This window comes from Advenella sp. RU8 (assembly GCF_048381675.1).
Lineage (GTDB): Bacteria > Pseudomonadota > Gammaproteobacteria > Burkholderiales > Burkholderiaceae_B > Advenella.
Genome location: NZ_JBLWIS010000001.1, coordinates 253,146 through 270,088 on the forward strand (window position 1 = coordinate 253,146; position 16,943 = coordinate 270,088).

The 16,943-nt window shown below is 51.0% G+C and carries 14 protein-coding genes; 6 read left to right on the forward strand and 8 right to left on the reverse strand.

The window, feature by feature from the left end:
* The first annotated feature begins 43 nt into the window (after positions 1 to 43).
* Positions 44 to 1,141, forward strand: coding sequence for an LPS export ABC transporter permease LptF (gene lptF / locus ACM5Q9_RS01150; protein WP_418142901.1), 1,098 nt, complete (start codon positions 44 to 46; stop codon positions 1,139 to 1,141).
* Positions 1,142 to 1,222: 81 nt separating this feature from the next.
* Positions 1,223 to 2,170 carry a CysB family HTH-type transcriptional regulator gene (locus tag ACM5Q9_RS01155; RefSeq protein WP_418142902.1) on the forward strand — a complete coding sequence of 316 codons (948 nt, stop codon included), beginning with the start codon at positions 1,223 to 1,225 and terminating at the stop codon, positions 2,168 to 2,170.
* A gap of 21 nt (positions 2,171 to 2,191) precedes the next feature.
* Here ACM5Q9_RS01155 and ACM5Q9_RS01160 read toward each other — a convergent pair whose 3' ends face one another.
* From ACM5Q9_RS01160 to ACM5Q9_RS01185, 6 genes are read right to left on the reverse strand one after another with little or no spacing between them, the layout of a single operon-like run.
* Positions 2,192 to 3,856: an AMP-binding protein gene (locus ACM5Q9_RS01160; RefSeq protein ID WP_418142903.1), complete on the reverse strand. Its 1,665-nt coding sequence runs from the start codon at positions 3,854 to 3,856 to the stop codon at positions 2,192 to 2,194.
* A gap of 38 nt (positions 3,857 to 3,894) precedes the next feature.
* Positions 3,895 to 5,235 carry an OmpP1/FadL family transporter gene (locus tag ACM5Q9_RS01165; RefSeq protein WP_418142904.1) on the reverse strand — a complete coding sequence of 447 codons (1,341 nt, stop codon included), beginning with the start codon at positions 5,233 to 5,235 and terminating at the stop codon, positions 3,895 to 3,897.
* Between the two features lie 47 nt (positions 5,236 to 5,282).
* Positions 5,283 to 7,205 (reverse strand): 3-hydroxyacyl-CoA dehydrogenase NAD-binding domain-containing protein, encoded by a 1,923-nt coding sequence (locus tag ACM5Q9_RS01170; protein WP_418142905.1) that lies wholly within the window; start codon positions 7,203 to 7,205, stop codon positions 5,283 to 5,285.
* Positions 7,202 to 8,494, reverse strand: coding sequence for an acetyl-CoA C-acetyltransferase (locus tag ACM5Q9_RS01175; RefSeq protein ID WP_418142906.1), 1,293 nt, complete (start codon positions 8,492 to 8,494; stop codon positions 7,202 to 7,204). The genes ACM5Q9_RS01170 and ACM5Q9_RS01175 overlap by 4 nt, the downstream gene beginning before the upstream one ends.
* Positions 8,491 to 10,806, reverse strand: a complete 2,316-nt coding sequence (locus ACM5Q9_RS01180) for an acyl-CoA dehydrogenase (protein ID WP_418142907.1) — start codon at positions 10,804 to 10,806, stop codon at positions 8,491 to 8,493. The genes ACM5Q9_RS01175 and ACM5Q9_RS01180 overlap by 4 nt, the downstream gene beginning before the upstream one ends.
* Complete coding sequence (locus ACM5Q9_RS01185; protein ID WP_418142908.1) at positions 10,781 to 11,446, reverse strand: TetR/AcrR family transcriptional regulator; 666 nt, start codon at positions 11,444 to 11,446, stop codon at positions 10,781 to 10,783. Before ACM5Q9_RS01185 ends, ACM5Q9_RS01180 begins: the two co-directional genes overlap by 26 nt.
* A gap of 142 nt (positions 11,447 to 11,588) precedes the next feature.
* On the opposite strand from ACM5Q9_RS01185, the gene ACM5Q9_RS01190 reads away from it, so the two are divergent.
* Entirely contained in the window at positions 11,589 to 11,930 is a 342-nt protein-coding gene (locus tag ACM5Q9_RS01190) for a DUF2325 domain-containing protein (RefSeq protein WP_418142909.1), read from the forward strand.
* A gap of 137 nt (positions 11,931 to 12,067) precedes the next feature.
* Here the strand turns inward: ACM5Q9_RS01190 and ACM5Q9_RS01195 are convergent, their stop codons facing one another.
* Together ACM5Q9_RS01195 and ACM5Q9_RS01200 are read right to left on the reverse strand one after the other, a co-directional pair.
* Positions 12,068 to 12,736 carry a C40 family peptidase gene (locus ACM5Q9_RS01195; RefSeq protein ID WP_418142910.1) on the reverse strand — a complete coding sequence of 223 codons (669 nt, stop codon included), beginning with the start codon at positions 12,734 to 12,736 and terminating at the stop codon, positions 12,068 to 12,070.
* A 476-nt stretch (positions 12,737 to 13,212) separates the two neighbouring features.
* Entirely contained in the window at positions 13,213 to 14,859 is a 1,647-nt protein-coding gene (locus tag ACM5Q9_RS01200; RefSeq protein WP_418142911.1) for an electron transfer flavoprotein-ubiquinone oxidoreductase, read from the reverse strand.
* A 166-nt stretch (positions 14,860 to 15,025) separates the two neighbouring features.
* Here ACM5Q9_RS01200 and ACM5Q9_RS01205 point away from each other — a divergent pair, with 166 nt between their 5' ends.
* The 3 genes from ACM5Q9_RS01205 to ACM5Q9_RS01215 all read left to right on the forward strand — a co-directional run bounded on the left by ACM5Q9_RS01205 (position 15,026) and on the right by ACM5Q9_RS01215 (position 16,934).
* A complete protein-coding gene (locus ACM5Q9_RS01205; protein ID WP_418142912.1) occupies positions 15,026 to 15,478 on the forward strand; it encodes an acyl-CoA thioesterase in 453 nt (150 codons plus the stop codon).
* A gap of 92 nt (positions 15,479 to 15,570) precedes the next feature.
* Positions 15,571 to 16,269: a CoA transferase subunit A gene (locus tag ACM5Q9_RS01210; RefSeq protein ID WP_418142913.1), complete on the forward strand. Its 699-nt coding sequence runs from the start codon at positions 15,571 to 15,573 to the stop codon at positions 16,267 to 16,269.
* Between the two features lie 11 nt (positions 16,270 to 16,280).
* A complete protein-coding gene (locus tag ACM5Q9_RS01215; RefSeq protein ID WP_418142914.1) occupies positions 16,281 to 16,934 on the forward strand; it encodes a CoA transferase subunit B in 654 nt (217 codons plus the stop codon).
* The last annotated feature ends 9 nt before the right edge of the window (positions 16,935 to 16,943 follow it).

Consider the following 16,943-nt stretch of genomic DNA (forward strand, 5'->3'; position numbering starts at 1 on the left):
CTAAGGCGTCAATAAAGACGTTTATTATCTCGCAAGATGAATCATGTCGCTATTTAAACGATCTGTTGTCGCTGAAATAACCAGTCATGTCGGTGTCGTGTTTTCCACGCTAATCGTAGTATGGCTTAGTGTATTACTAGTCAGGCTATTGGGGCAAGCCGCCGAAGGCAGCATTGGTGCCGATATTGTATTTGGTATCGCCGCATTGTCCAGTATTACGGCACTGCCAACCATACTATCCGTTTCCCTGTTTATTGCCGTATTATCAACCATCTCCCGCAATTATCGGGAATCGGAAATGGTCGTGTGGTTTGCCAGCGGCGTTTCTCTGCTTGACTGGATCCGGCCGGTGTTGCGGGTGGCTATTCCGGTATGCCTGCTGATTGCCGTGCTTACCTTGCAGGCCTCGCCTTGGGCATATCGTCAAATAGAAGAATACCGCCAGCGGTTTGAGCAACGTTCTGACATTGCCAAAATCGCATTTGGCCAGTTTATTGAATCGGATCAGGGCAAGCGGGTGTTTTTTATCGAGGAACCCGATAATCCTGAAGATGAAATGGGCAAAGTGTTTGCCAGGGTTTATGATGAAAATTGGTACAGTACCATTACGGCCGATAATGCGCATTTGCGCGAAGAAGATAATGGTGACCGTTTTCTGGTGCTGGGTCCCGGTAACCGTTATGACATGAAGCCCGGCAGTGCCGAGTTTCGCCTGATCAAGTTTGACAACTACACCATGCGACTTGAAAGCAAGGGTGGGGCGGGCACGGAAGAAAATATCCGCAATGCGGCCCTGAATGTCATGAAAGCAAGGCCTACCGGTAGCCTGTTCGAGGATCAGACCAGCAAAAGCGACTCGCAAATCATGTGGCGTATTTCATTGCCACTGGCTGCCCTTAACCTGGCCTTGCTGGCCATTCCATTGGGGGCGGTCAATCCGCGGCTTGGCCGATCCGGAGACCTGGTGCTGGCTGGTCTGATTGGCTTGCTTTACATGAATACCATGAACCTGGTCAGGGGGTGGATAAGCAACGACAAAATAGACATGATGACCGGCATGGTACTGTTGCATGGTGTCGTTTTGCTTCTGTGTATATTTTTATTCCGTAAACGGTTGACCCTTAAAAAACCTAAGGTGTAGAAAGCATAAATATATAGCTATAAGTTATAATCAATAAGGCTTATATAACTTATAATCTATCTACATTAAGGATAGAGAGCTATGAATTTACAACAGTTTCGTTTTATCAGGGAAACGATCAGAAGAAATTTTAATCTGACGGAGGCCTCCCGGGTTTTGTTTACTTCCCAGCCCGGGGTTTCCAAAGCCATTATTGAATTCGAAGATGAATTGGGTATCAAGGTTTTTGAGCGGCACGGCAAGCGCATCAAGGGGTTAACCAAGCCAGGTGTTGCCGTTGCCAGCATTATCGACCGCATCATGCGTGAAGTCGATAACCTGAAAAAAGTAAGCGATGAATTTGCCAAACGGGATGAAGGCAGCCTGGTGATTGGTTGCACCCACACACAGGCCCGTTACTTTTTACCCAAGGTCATTCCGGAATTCAGGAAACGCTTCCCCAAGGTCCATGTGTCACTGGCCGAGGGCAGTCCTTCGCAACTGGCCAATATGGTCTTGCAAGAGCAGGCGGATATTGCCCTGGCAACCGAAACTCTGGCCAATGTAGAGGGCCTGACCACTTTGCCTTGTTATTCATGGGAACATACTCTGGTGGTGCCGCCCGACCATCCCCTGACCAGTCTGACTTCATCCCAGGCTAAAAACATTACCCTTGAGCAGGTGGCACAGTATCCTATTATTACTTATGATCGTGCTTTTACCGGCCGGAATTCAATAGACAATGCCTTTGCAAGCAAGGGAATTGTTCCTGATATTGTTCTGGAAGCATTGGATGCCGATGTGATCAAAACCTATGTCGATGTTGATATGGGCGTGGGTATTATTGCGGGCGTTGCCTTTGATCCCAGAAGGGATACCCGTTTGGTGGGTATTCCTGTTGGCCATTTGTTCGGCGAGCACGTGACACGTATTGGTCTGAAAAAAGGTGTTTTTTTGCGGGATTATGTGTATGAATTCCTGAATATGTGTGCACCAAATCTGACCCGTGAAAATATTGATAATGAAGTAATATTTGTGGATATAGAGTAGCCGTTGCGGTGGCTGGCTGGTTCAGCTTGATTGGTTTTTTAATGCCCGTCGCAGGATTTTGCCCACATTGGTTTTGGGCAGTTCATCCCTGAACTCCACCAGCTTGGGCACCTTGTAGGCGGTCAGGCTTTGGCGGCAGAAATCAATTAATTGCTTTTCTGTCAGGGAAGGATTCTTGCTAACCACGAAAATCTTGACAATTTCTCCGGCAGGACCGTTATCAACGCCCACGGCAGCCACTTCCCGTACGTCGGGGTGGCTGGCTACCACGTCTTCAATCTCGTTAGGATACACATTAAATCCTGACACAATAATGATGTCTTTTTTCCGGTCAACCAGATAAACAAATCCGTCGGCATCAACATAACCCATGTCTCCGGTATGCAGGAAACCGTCACGGTCAAATACCTTTTGGGTTTCTTCCGGATTGTTCCAGTAACCTTTCATGACCTGCGGTCCTTTGACGCAAATTTCCCCAACTTCCCCCGTGCCCATTTCCTTGCCTTTGTCATCACGCACGGATAGTTCGGTGGAAGGCACGGGCAATCCGATTGAACCATTGAAATCATGCTGGTCCAGCGGGTTAATGGTTACTGCGGGCGAGGTTTCGGTTAAGCCATAAGCTTGGGAAAGTGGTTTGCCCGTCACTATTTTCCAGCGTTCGGCGACCGGGCGCTGTACTGCCATGCCGCCTCCCAGCGTAAAGTGCAAATGGCTGAAATCCAGCCGGGTGAAATCCTCGTTGTTTAGCAGGGCATTGAACAGGGTATTGACACCGGTGATGGCAGTAAATGGATATTGGCCGATTTCCCTGACAAAAGCCGGAATGTCACGCGGGTTCAGGATCAGCAGGTTGCGGGCCCCCAGCATCAGGAAGGTCAGGCAGTTGGCGGTTAAGGCGAATATATGGTACAGCGGCAGGGCGGTAATAATAAAATCTTTGTTATCGGTGGTGTATGGTTTTACCCATGCATAGGCCTGGCAGACATTGGCAACCATATTGCCGTGGGTCAGCATGGCCCCCTTGGCCACGCCGGTGGTACCGCCTGTATATTGTAAAAAGGCAATGTCATTATGGCCCAAGGCAGGTGGGCTGAAAGGCAGTTTGCCCGATTTGTTCAAAATCTGGTTTAGCCTGACATGACCTGGCAGCGACCAGGCCGGAACCAGGCGCTTTATGTGGCGGATCACGAAATTTACCAGATGACCTTTCAGCCCCAGCATTTCACCAATAGAAGTGACGATGATGGTTTTGATTGATGTCAGCCTGGGGAGTGCGGCCTGCAGGGTGGCGGCAAAGTTTTCAACAATCACAATCACTTCAGCACCTGAGTCATTAAGCTGGTGCTCAAGTTCATGGGCCGTGTACAGGGGGTTGCAATTAACCACCGTACAGCCGGCCCGCAAGGCACCAAACAGGCAAATCGGGTACTGGAACAGGTTTGGCATCATCAAGGCAATCCGGGTGCCCGGTTTGATGCCCCGGCTTTGCAGCCAGGCGGCAAAGTCGCGGGATAGGTTGTCGAGCCGGGCATAGCTAAGGTTTTTGCCCATTGATATATAGGCGGTTGAAGGGGCAAATTTTTGGCAACTTTGGTTGAAGATATCAACCAGTGATGAGTATCGGGTTGCATCTATTTCCGCCGGTACACCCGGTGGATAGTTGGGAATCCATGTTTTTTTCATATTGTTGCCCCTTTTCCTGAATGTTATGCCCGGTTTGATCAGAACCGGTGGGAAACCTGCACACCCAAAATATGACCGTTACCCGTGTATTTTCCGGCCAGGCGGCCGTATTGGGCAAGATTTCCCCCGTTGGTGTTGTCAACCTTGGCACTGGGGATGTACAGATAAGTATAGCCCAGGTCAATGGCGGTGTTTTCAGAGGGTTTATACTGGGCACCTACCGAAAACCACCAGCGCTCATTGTCTGGCAACGAGGCGGGGCGGTGGCTGGCCTTGCGTACGGGAGATTGGTCCCATGCCACACCAGCCTTGAGTTTCCAGGCAGGGTTAAGTTGGTAATTGGCACCCAGCGCAATTCGCCATGAATCCTTGAATCTCAGGTCCAGGGTGGTGTCTTGCAGCGGAGCATTGTTTTTGATGGCTAGTTCTGGAATGCTACTCCAGCCGGTCCAGGAAATATCCCCCATGATTTCCCAACGCTCATTGAGGCGGTGATAGGCACTCAGGATGGCCATGTCGGGAAGGGAAACCGTGGCGGAGGACTCGGAGGACAGGGTTTGTTGTCCGCGGCCGGGCACATTAAACACCACTTCGGTATCGCCAGTGGCTTTATGCTTAAGTCTTGAGCGATACGAAAAACCGAAGCGGGTATCGGGTACCGGTTCATACAGGAAACCAATATTCCAGCCCAGAGCGGTTTTTTTCAGTTTGGCTTCTGCCTCACCATCGGCAAAACGGATAACACCTGGGGCGACAGGAATGGGCACGGGCACGCTTTTTTGATAGGTGGCATTGATATGCTGGATATTGAGCCCGGCCCCAATGGAAAACTGCTCATTGACCTTGAATGACATCGAGGGATTGATATTATAAGTTTTTATATCAAAGCTTCTTGAATGGTAACGTCCCAGCCAGTCATCATCGTATTCGGTTTTCAGGCCAAATGGTGCGCCCAGGCCCAAGCCCAGATGGATCCGGTCATTAAGTTGGTAAGAAATGTAGGCATTAGGCAGGAAGCCAATCGTGCCTGCATCGCCTCCATTGCCGCCCAACTGTATGGGAGCCAGCGAACCGGGGGCACTGAAATAGCCAGGCAGGGTGGATTGGCCGTTGTTTTTGAATTTGAACCCAGGCTTGACCAGCGCGCCACCAATCGAAATTTGCAGGCCTGGAAGCCGGCTCATGCCTGCCGGGTTAAAGAATATTGTACTGGCGTTATCAGCAATTGCTACCGAGCCAGCGTAGGCATTTCCCAGTCCACTGGCATTTTGTTCCATCAGTCCAAAACCAGCTGCATGTACCGAGCTCGACAGGGCTAATAATGAAAGGCTCAACGTTGAAAGGGTCAGTTTGCGTATATGGTTATTGTATTTGCTCATGAGTTTGTCTCCTTGATTTATAGTGTGCTTTTTTATTGCTATTGCCTTTACTCCAATTTTGTATTGCTGTAGTGCAACGGCCCACCCCTGAATGGGGCAAATCCGGTACCAAAAATAATGCCGGCATCCGTCAGGTCGGCATCTTCGGTAATGCCTTTTTGGGTTTGCCGTTTTGCCTGTTCAATCAATGGGGATATCAGGCGCTGTGCCAGTCCGTCTGGAACGGGTTTGTCGGAACGGATGCCATGCTTTCTGTTTTTCCAGTTATAAAATCCTTCACCGGTCTTGATGCCCAGTTTCTTTTGCCCTACGAGGGCGGCAATGCATTTGGGCACCGGTTTGTCCCCTGATAATTGCGTGCCGGCCGCCAGGGCAATATCAAGGCCTACCGTATCGGCCAGTTCAATGGGGCCCATTGGCATGCCAAACTTCAGCATGGCGGTGTCAATGATTTCGGGCGCGATTCCTTCATCAATACAGTGCATGGCTTCCAGCATATAAGGGGCCAGCACCGCATTGACCAGGAATCCGGGTGTATCCTGCACAGGAAGTGGCAGTTTGCCAATTTGGCCGGCAAAGGCGCAGGCACGGTCAATCGTTTGCTGGCTGATGCCTTCGGCATGCACAATTTCAACCAGTGGCATTTTTGCGACCGGATTAAAGAAATGAATGCCCAGAAAACGTTCTGGCCGTTTCAGTCCGGTACGCAGCGCCTGGATAGAAAGGCTTGAGGTATTGCTCGCCAGGATGGCATCCGGTTTCATTAATGCTTCAAGTTTTTGGTAAAGGGCCTGTTTGGCTTCGGCGTTTTCATAGATGGCCTCAATCACCAAATCGGCGTTGCGTATGCCGTGCCCTTCGGGGTCTGGAATCAGCCGGTCACGGGCGGCCTGTGCGGTTAACCTATCCTTGCGAGCAAAAAGCGCCGCTGAGGCCTTGAAGGCACCGGAAATCCGGCTGTAATCGGTGTCTTGCAAGGTGGTTTTGATGCCTTGTAAGGCACACCATGCCGCAATACCGCCGCCCATCACGCCTGCACCAATCACATGCACATGGTTAACCGGTAGCGTGCCGGTTTGCTTGCCAAAAGCCTTAAGTCTTTCTTGCAGGTGAAAAACCCTGATCAGGTTGGTGGTAACCGGTGAATTCAACAGCTTGTTGACAATATCCGGAGCAGCCAGCCCATTACCGTTGTGCCGCGCCCAAATGTCGATAATGGCCCGGGGGGCCGGGTAATGGGCATCGGGGTCTTTGCGGGTAACATTTTTTCTGGCCTGGCGGGCCACTAATCCTTTAAGCGGCTGCATGTTGAGCCATTTGGCCAACCCTTTGGCCTGACGGCGCGGTTGTCCGGATAACACTCGGTCTGTGGCAGTCTGACGGGCAATACGAGGTGCCACCACGATGTCAACCAGCCCCAGCGCTTTTGCCTTGCGGGCATCCAGCGTTCTGCCTGTCAGTATCATGTCCAGCGCCGCCTGCGGGCCAATCAGTAAGGGCAGGCGTTTGAGGCCTCCCCAGCCCGGATAGATGCCCAGCATGACTTCGGGCAAGCCCAGGGCAGGCTTGGGGGTATCAAGCAGGACACGGTATTTGCAGGCCAGGGCCAGTTCCATGCCCCCCCCAAGACAGGCACCATGGATGAGGGCAAGTGTGGGGAAGCGCAGTTTTTCTATCCGGTTGAAAAGGTTCCAGCCTCGTTCGATCAATTGCCTGCCACTATCCGGGCTGCTGATGTCGGTGAACTCATTGATATCAGCGCCGACGATGAAACCATTGCTTTTTCCCGATAAAAAGATGAGTCCTTGCACGGTGTTTTTTTCCAGATGGTCTATGGCCGTTTTCAATTCTTCCATGACTTGGACAGACAGCGCATTCATGCTGCGTTCGGGACAATTGATGCTTAACCAGGCAATTTGTTTCTCGTCAATGTGCAGTGACCAGTTTTTTAAATCCAATTCTGTGCTCATGTCTCATCCTTCATGGTTTCTATCAGCATGGCGCCCCCCTGGCCGCCCCCAATGCAAATGGTGGCTATTCCCCTTTTAAGGTTACGTGCCCGCAGTGCATGCAGCAGATGCAGGACGATGCGGGCACCCGATGCACCAACCGGGTGTCCAATCGCAATCGCGCCGCCATCCACATTCAGTTTTTCCTGGTCCAGCGGGCCCCAGGCGGGTGTATTGAAATGTTCCTGGCAATACTCTTCACTTTCAAAGGCGCGCAGGCAGCCCAGCACCTGGGCGGCAAAGGCCTCATTGATTTCCCATAGTTCCGGATCTTGTAAACTTAAACCATTTCGTTGCAGCAACGGTATGCTTGCATGAACCGGACCCAGTCCCATTTGGGCGGGGTCAAGAGCCGCCCATTGGCAGTCGGTAATTTTTCCCAGTGGCTGCAGGCCAAATTTTTGCACGGCTTCTTCAGAGGCCAGGAGTAATGCAGCAGCGCCATCGCTAACCTGCGAACTGTTGCCGGCCGTGATGTTGCCGCTGGGGCGGTCAAACACCGCTTTGAGTTTGGCCAGTTTGTCGGGAGTGGAGTCAGGACGCACGCCATCATCTTCAGCATAAAGATTGCCTTTGGCATCAATGATGGGTGTGATTTCGGCAAACTGTTTGCGATTTTGCGCCGCTATGGTGCGTTGATGGCTACGGGCGCTATAGGCATCCATTTCCTGGCGTGTAATGCCAAATTTCCAGGCCAGGTTTTCGGCCGTTTGGCCCATGGAAATGCCAACTACCGGGTCATTTAAACCCTTAAGCAAACCAATGACAGGAGCAAGATAAGCAGGCCTGAAACCACGAAGGGCTTGCAATTTTTGTATCGGTTTTTTGGCCGCATTCCATTGACTTAGCCAATCGACCATTTTGTCGGAAAACAGGATGGGTGCATGTGACAGTGCATCGGTGCCGACCGCCAGCACCAGGTGCGAGCGGCCGGTTTGTATGTTAAGCAGGGCAGAATCCAGCGCCTGCATGCCCGAGGCGCAATTGCGCATGACTGTCCAGGCGGGAACCTTGTGGCCGCTCCCCACGCGCAGGCCGATAACACGGCCGATATTGGTTTCGTCGGCTGAAGGCGAGGCACAGCCTGCAATGACTTCATCCAGTTCAGTGGCGCCAAAAGACTGGCGCAACAGCAGGCTGCGGCTGGTTTGCACGGCAAGATCGCTGGCCGAAAAGGGGCCGAGTGCATTGCGGGCTTTTAGAAACGGGGTTCTGGCACCATCAATAATATAAACGGGTTTGAAGGTCATGTGCGGTCTCCTTGGCGGGTATTCCTGATATTCATGAAGGCGGCCGGATTTCGGAGGTCAGGAGGAAAATCATCAACATGGATAACGGTGTCCCTTAGTCTGTTGCGGGTTGCTAGCAGTTCGTATTCTTCGGTACTGATGCGGTTCATTTCGAAGGCAAGCTGCGCAATATCACGGTCGTTGGCTCTGGGGTGGTTTTTGAAAATGCCATTTTTTTCGTCTTGCCTGATTTTGGCTTCTATTGGCTCAGCCTTGATGGCATAAAGCAAGGCTTGTTCTATGGCATGAACCGGGTCGTCAATATCTTTGGGGATATGACAATTGACGGTCAGGCGGTCGCGAGTGGCAGAAGGTTGCATCAGCTGTTCGCAAATGGCGCTGTCAAGGGCGTCTGAAGGTGGGGAAAACGAGGCGCCCCAGGGAAAACTGAACAGGCGCAAAAGCAGGCCAATGCCCCGTTTCGGAAAATTGCGGCAGGTTTGCAGCAGGGCTGACTGTGCATCAAACAGGCACTGTTGAACGGCTTTGTGCACCAGGGGCAGTTCATCCTGTTGCCTGCCGTTGTTTTCATATTGCCTGAGCGTGGCCGAGGCAATATAAAGCTGGGCCAGTACATCGCCCAGCCGGGCTGAAATTTTTTCCCGGCGTTTCAGGCTGCCCCCCAAGGAAAGCATGGTCAGGTCTGCCATGAAAGCCAGTGCACTGGATAGCCGGGTGATCTGGCGATAGTATTTCATGGTTTCGGGGGCGGCATGGTGCTGAATGGTAAATACCCGGGCACCGAACAGGCCGCTGGCCAGGGTGCGAAGGCCGTTGCGGGTGCTGAAGCCGATATGCTGCCATAACAGCCTGTCGAAGTTGTCCAGTGAGGTAGTCGGGTCAGCTTCCTGCGCGGCTTGCATCTCCTTAAGGATATAGGGATGGCAGCGGATAGCCCCCTGGCCAAAAATGATCAGGCTGCGGGTTAGGATATTGGCACCTTCCACCGTAATGCCAATCGGTATCTGTTGGTAGGCACGGCCCATGAAATTTGAAGGCCCCAGGCAGATTCCCTTGCCGCCAATAATATCCATGCCGTCATTGACAACGCTGCGGGCGCGTTCGGTGACATGGTACTTGGCTATGGAGGACACCACTGATGGTTTTTCACCCAGATCAACGGCCCCTGCGGTCATGATGCGTACGGCATTACTGGCATAAGTGTTGGCACCCATACGTGCCAGGACCTCTTCTATCCCCTCGAAGCGGCCAATCTGCAGGTTGAATTGCTTGCGGATACGGCTATAGGCCCCTACCGTGCGAACCGTCAGTTGCGACATGCCGACATTGGATGATGGCAGGGAAATGGAACGGCCCGCGGCCAGGCATTCCATGAGCATGCGCCACCCTTGTCCGGCCATTTCGGGGCCGCCAATAATAAAGTCCAGGGGCATGAAAACATCCTTGCCCCTGGTGGGCCCGTTCATGAACATCGCATTGAGCGGAAAATGGCGCCGGCCAATTTCCACCCCCGGATGGTCGCGTGGTACCAGAGCACAGGTAATGCCAATGTCTTTCTGGTTACCAAGCAGGCCATCGGGGTCATACAGCCTGAATGCCAGGCCAAGCAGGGTGCATACCGGTGCCAGGGTGATGTAGCGCTTGTCCCAGCTTACCCGCATGCCCAATACTTCTTCTCCATTCCATACACCTTTGCAGACAATCCCGCTGTCAGGAATGGCAGCGGCATCGGAACCGGCCCACGGACTGGTTAACGCAAAAGCGGGAATTTCCTGGCCGCTGGCAAGTCGTGGCAGGTAGTAATCTTTTTGTTCGGGCGTACCATAATGGACCAGCAGTTCAGCAGGCCCCAGGGAATTGGGCACCATGACGGAAACCGCCAGGGCCGAGTTTCGGGTGGAAAGTCTGGTAATGACTTCAGAGTGGGCAAAGGCAGAAAAACCCAGGCCGCCATATTGTGGCGGAATAATCATGCCCAGGAATTTGTTTTCGCGGATATATTGCCAGGCGGCTTCAGGTAAATCCATGTCCTGTGTCGTAACTTGCCAGTCATTGACCAGAGAGCAGGCCTGCTCAACTTCGTTATCCAGGAATGCCTGTTCCTGCCTGGTCAGGGCAGGAACAGGATAAGTCATGAGTTTTTGCCAGTCGGGATTGCCGCTGAACAATTCGGCATCCCACCAGACTGTTCCTGCTTCGATGGCTTCCTTTTCTGTGGAAGACATGGGTGGCAAGACTTTTTTGAAGGCCTTGAGGATGGGGGCGCTGATGGTGTTTTTGCGCCAGTTACGCAATCGGTGGAAGAGGAGCACGCAGACCTCCTAGCAGGAAACTCATTAATCGGGGTAGCAGGTTTTCATCGTAGGCAGGGTGGTCTTGCCCGGCATTGTCGAGGTCGGTGGCTTCGCGCAATACGTTTATTCCTGCAAGCGCGTGTGAGGTCGCGCCAAGCATGAAATGAAAACGCCACAGTATTTCAGCTTCGGGAACGCCGGGCAATGCCTTGAACAGCGCAGCTTTATAACGGTCGATCACCTCGGCATGTTCCTGGGCAAACAGGGTTTTGATGAAACGGGAGGGGTCGCTCATGGTGCGGGCCAGCAAGCGTAGCACGATGGCATTGTCATTGTCCTGATTCATTGCCTGGCGCAACAGTGTGCCAAAAAAGGCATCAACGATTTGTGAAGGCTTAAGTGGATGACCCATGGCCTGGTGCTCCAGTTCATCAAGAATGCGCAAACGCTCCTGATTGATCCATTCCAGACGCCGTTTCAGGACGGCATGCACCAGGGATTCTTTTGAGCCGAAATGGTAATGGATAGCGGCCAGGTTCACTTTGGCTTCACTGGTAAGCTGCCGCAGGGAGGTCCCTTCATAACCGTATTGCACGAACAGGGATTCTGCCGTGTTCAGGATGTTGTTGCGGGTTTGTTCACTTCTGGACTGTTTCATGATATTAATTCAAACGTTCGTTTAAATTAATCTTATAGAAAATCGTTCTGATTGCCATTGAGTAAAAACCCTGTAGTGTTAAAAAACCGCTTGTTATTGATAATGATTCTCATTTATAATAAATTCAACTTAAGGAGAACCAATGATGAGCATGAGTGCAGTGGTGGTAGGGGCTGACCGTTTGGGAAATATTCCCGGTTTGCTTAAAGATCATAATATTGAAATCAGACAGCATATTAGTGGCCGGGATCCTTCCCACCAAAAAAAAACCTATCAATTGCCCAGTGGCACCCAAGTGGTTATTTTATTAACTGATTTTCTGGGCCATAATGTGATGAAATCGTTTCGTTCTGCCGCCCAGCGGGCAGGGGTACCTGTGGTTGCCTGCAGGCGTTCGGTGAGCTGCATGCAACAGGCATTGAACCAATGCGGGTATGGCTGTTGCGAGCGTTGTCCGCAACGGCAGGGAAAAATGGCCGCCTGATTTCATGAACCTGTGATAATCCGGCTAATTTTTAAAACCATTTGCCCCATCATGGCAGGCAATAAGCCCGGCCTTAATTAAAAAAACCTCATCAGCATTGTGCGGATGAGGTTTTTTGGTGTTTATTTTGTGTGGGATCAGTAAGCCGCCACCGTGCGTCCTTCAAGGCGTCGCGCACCGTTATAGCGTTTTGTCCAGTAATCGTTACTCATGTCTTCAACACGGACAACGGTTCCAGTGCGTGGGGAATGCACGAATTTGTTGGCACCTAAATAGATACCTACATGTGAATAGGTAAATCCACGTGTGTTAAAGAAAACCAGGTCGCCGGGTTTAAGGGCATCTTTGGCAACTTTTAAGCCAATGCCCGCCATTGATTGGGAATTCCGGGGCAGGTTGACACCCATGTATTTGCTGGCTGTATAGTAAATAAAGCCACTGCAGTCAAAACCGGTGCTGGGGGTGGTGCCACCAAAACGATAACGCACGCCCAGGTAGTTCAGGGCTGCCTGAGCCAGTTCGCTAGAGCCTGATTTGTTGATGCTGATAGAGGCGTCACGGTTTGAGCGATCCAGTTTAGCCTGGACAATCAGATCCCCGATGGGGTCGGATAATTTGGGAGACCAGTTGATATCGGTATCGGGCAGAGGGTATTGTTCATTGACCTCAACCGCCTGATTCAGGGAAATGGATTGTTGGGTAGTAACCAGTTGCCTGATGGGGTCTTCGGAAACATTTTGTGCTGAAGCCAGGTTGCCTAGGGTGATGCAAGAAACTGCGACTAGAAAATGACTGCAATAAGCCATTATCTTTCGTTGTTTGGGTATTAGTGGATGCATAGTCGTAACAATATAATTAAAAGTGTAAGGTATTCGTACTTGCTTTATCCAAAAGCTTAATGAATTCTATAGAAGAATCAATAACATCGCAAGTAATTGCCCCTCTGTATTTCCTTCATCAGGGAATGATTTGCGGCGTTTTTTATCGGTAAGATTGCTGGGCACAATAAAAAGCGTTTTATTGTGCATGATTGATTGTTTTTTATAGGGAGATAAGAATATTTGTTGTTATATTCTTTTATTTGTCATGTTTTTGTACTTAATTTGATAGAAAATAAATAAGTAGCTATGAATTTGTATCTGTGGTAAAAAACATGAAAAAAACGCCATTGGCATAATGGCGTTTTTAGTCCGGATAGTGTTGGTTCCGTTTTTTTTGATGGCTGTTTTCAAGGCCCGGCCAGCCCGGTCAGGGCAAGGCCGTTAAGTGGGCCTGCCGACAATTACATGCCGCTGTAGACGGGTCCTTCACCACCCTGCGGCGCAACCCACACAATATTTTGGGTGGGGTCTTTGATATCACAGGTTTTGCAGTGAACACAGTTTTGTGAGTTGATCTGCAGTTTATCGTCGCCGTTATCGTCTTTGATAAACTCGTAAACACCGGCAGGGCAATAGCGCTGTTCGGGGCCTGCGTAAACCTTCAGGTTGGTGTCAACCGGGATATCCGGGTTTTTCAGGGTAAGGTGAATCGGTTCATTTTCATCATGGTTGGTGTTGGAAATGAACACGGAACTCAGGCGGTCAAAAGTAATTTTGCCATCTGGTTTGGGGTATTCGATTTTTGCACATTCAGCGGCCGGTTTCAGGCACTCGTGGTCTGCCTTGGTGCGGTGAATGGTCCATGGCATTTTGCCCTTGAACAGCAGTTGTTCAACACCGGTCATGACGGTAGCCACAGTGCGGCCTTTTTTGAACCATTGCTTGAAGTTGCGCGCCTTGTTCAGCTCTTGGTACAGCCAGGACTGTTCGAAAGCGATTGGATAGTCGCTGAGGATATCGTGACTGCGTTCGGCAACCAGTGCGTCGTATAGTGCCTGTGCGGCCAGCGCACCGGTCTTGATGGCGGCGTGGCTGCCCTTGATGCGCGATGCATTCAGGAATCCGGCTTCGCAACCCACCAGGGCACCGCCCGGGAAGACCAGTTTGGGCAGGGAAAGCAGGCCGCCAGCGGTCAGGGCACGGGCGCCGTAAGCAATGCGCTTGCCGTTTTCAAAATAGGGTTTGATGCTGGGGTGTGTCTTGTAGCGCTGGAATTCTTCAAACGGTGACAACCATGGGTTGGCGTAGTCCAAGCCAACCACCATACCGACCACAACCAGATTGTTATCAAGGTGATAGAGGAAAGTACCGCCATAAGTGTCTGCATCAAGGGGCCAGCCTGCGGTGTGAATAACCAGGCCAGGTTTGGATTTGGCAGGGTCGATTTCCCACATTTCTTTAATGCCAATTCCATAGCTTTGCGGATCACGGCCTTGGTCCAGCTTGAATTTTTCAATTAACTGGCGACCCAGTTGGCCACGAGAGCCTTCGGCAAAAATCGTGTATTTGGCCAGCAATTCCATGCCAGGCTGATAATGATCGGAATGACTGCCGTCACGGTTTACGCCCATATCACCGGTGGCCACACCACGGACGGCGCCTTTGTCATCATAAAGGATTTCGGAGGCGGCAAAGCCGGGGAAAATATCCACCCCAAGGCTTTCTGCCTGTTCGCCCAGCCAACGGGTTACATCACCCAGGCGCACAATGTAGTTGCCTTCATTCTTGAAGCAGGGGGGCAGCATCCAGTGCGGGGTTTTACGGGCACCGGTTTCGCTCAGGAAAAGAAACTCGTCTTCTTTGACGGCGGTTTCCAGCGGGGCCCCTTTTTCTTTCCAGTCCGGGATCAGTTCGTCAAGGGCAAGAGGGTCCATGACGGCGCCTGAAAGAATGTGGGCACCGATTTCGCCACCCTTTTCAAGGACACAGACGGAAATGTCTTTATTATTGTCGTTGCTTAGTTGCTTAAGTTTGATGGCTGTTGAAAGACCAGCCGGCCCTCCACCAACAACGACTACATCATACTCCATTGACTCGCGTTCAGACATGAGCGCAAACTCCTTAATAGATTGTAAATTGCCAGATTCCATGATTGTATTGTAATGAAACGCTTTGTGCAGTCAAAAACAACAAAATCCTTTCGATAAAAAAAATGTCAATCTAAATCTGATAGAGTGAACGGCTTATTTCATATCTCAAAATAAAAGGACATAAATGGATAATTTCTGCTTGCCTGCAAATCTTGCAGGAAGTTTTAAACATGGCATTCACTCTTTTTCATTTGCCTTGCGCTGGGGCGACATGGATATGCTCGGGCACTTGAACAACACTATTTACTTCCGGGCCATGGAGGAAGCGCGCATTGAGTTCATCAATGCCATTCGGCCCTGCTTTGAACCGGGCATGGGCGTAGTGGTGGGGCACCTTTCTTGTGATTTTTTGCGTCCCATGAATTATCCGGGCAATGCCATGGTGTTGCATGAATTGACCCGGATGGGTCGTTCAAGCATGGAACACAAGATTACCATCGAAAAAGAAGGTGAGCCGGGTGTCGTTTATGCAACAGCACGTTCGGTTCTGGTGTTTTCCAATCTGGCGACCGGCCGTTCCAGCCCCTGGACCGAGCAAATGCGTGAGATTATCCAGAAACTGTTTTCCCAAGAATAGCTGTTTTTAGTGTATTCCCCAATTCAACGATGTGGGGGAACTGTGGTACTTGTTAGGGTTGACCGCTTTATATTTAATACGAAGGAAAATAGATGGATAAGGTGTATCAAAGCGCCAGCCTGGCCTTAAAAGATATTGTCGCTGATGGACAAATGATAGGCGTGGGGGGGTTTGGCTTGTGTGGAATCCCTGAAGCGCTCATTGCCGCGCTTAGGGATTCCGGCGTTAAAAACCTTACTTGTGTCAGCAATAATGCCGGTGTAGACGGTTTTGGCCTGGGACAGTTGTTAACTACCCGGCAAATTCGCAAGATGATTGCTTCTTACGTGGGTGAAAACAAAGAGTTTGAACGGCAATACCTGGCGGGTGAACTGGAGGTTGAGTTTACACCGCAGGGCACCCTGGCCGAGAAATTGCGTGCTGGTGGAGCGGGCATTCCTGCTTTCTTTACCCGTACCGGCGTGGGTACCCTGATTGCCGAGGGTAAGGAAATCCGCGAGTTTGATGGCCACAACTATGTCATGGAGCGTTCGCTTGTTCCTGATGTGTCGCTGGTAAAAGCCTATATCGCCGATCGCAGCGGCAATCTGGTGTTCCGTAAAACCGCCCGCAACTTCAATCCCAATGTCGCGATGGCAGGCAAGATCACGGTTGTTGAAGTGGAAAAAATCGTTGAAACCGGCGAGCTCGATCCGGATCAGGTGCATCTGCCCGGTATTTACGTACACCGTATCGTGCTAAATGAAAATCCGGAAAAACGTATTGAACAACGCACTGTCCGTCAGGCATAAGGAGAACAAGAATGGCTTGGAGTCGTGAAGAGATGGCAGCGCGTGCTGCCAAAGAATTGCAAGATGGTTTTTATGTCAACCTGGGTATTGGCTTGCCTACCCTGGTCGCTAACTATGTTCCTGAAAACATGGAAGTATGGCTGCAGTCTGAAAATGGCCTGCTGGGCATTGGACCTTTCCCAACCGAAGACGAGATTGATTCGGACTTGATCAACGCTGGTAAACAAACCGTGACCACGTTACCGGGGTCTTCCATTTTTTCATCGGCAGATTCATTTGCCATGATTCGTGGTGGCAAAATCAATCTGGCCATTTTGGGTGCCATGCAGGTTTCCGAAAAAGGCGATTTGGCCAACTGGATGATTCCAGGCAAAATGGTCAAGGGTATGGGCGGTGCCATGGACCTGGTAGGCGGGGTTGGTCGTGTTTTGGTCCTGATGGAACACGTTGCACGCAAGAAAGACGGTACTGAAGACCTGAAGATCTTGCCAGAATGTACCTTGCCTCTGACCGGCGTGGGTGTTGTCAACATGATCATTACCGATCTTGGGGTGCTTGAGGTCACTGAAAACGGCTTGAAATTGCTCGAGCTGGCACCTGGCGTCACGATTGAAGAGCTTCAATCCAAAACCGGTGTCGAGGTGGATGTTTCCGTATTCGCCTAAAAGGCTGGC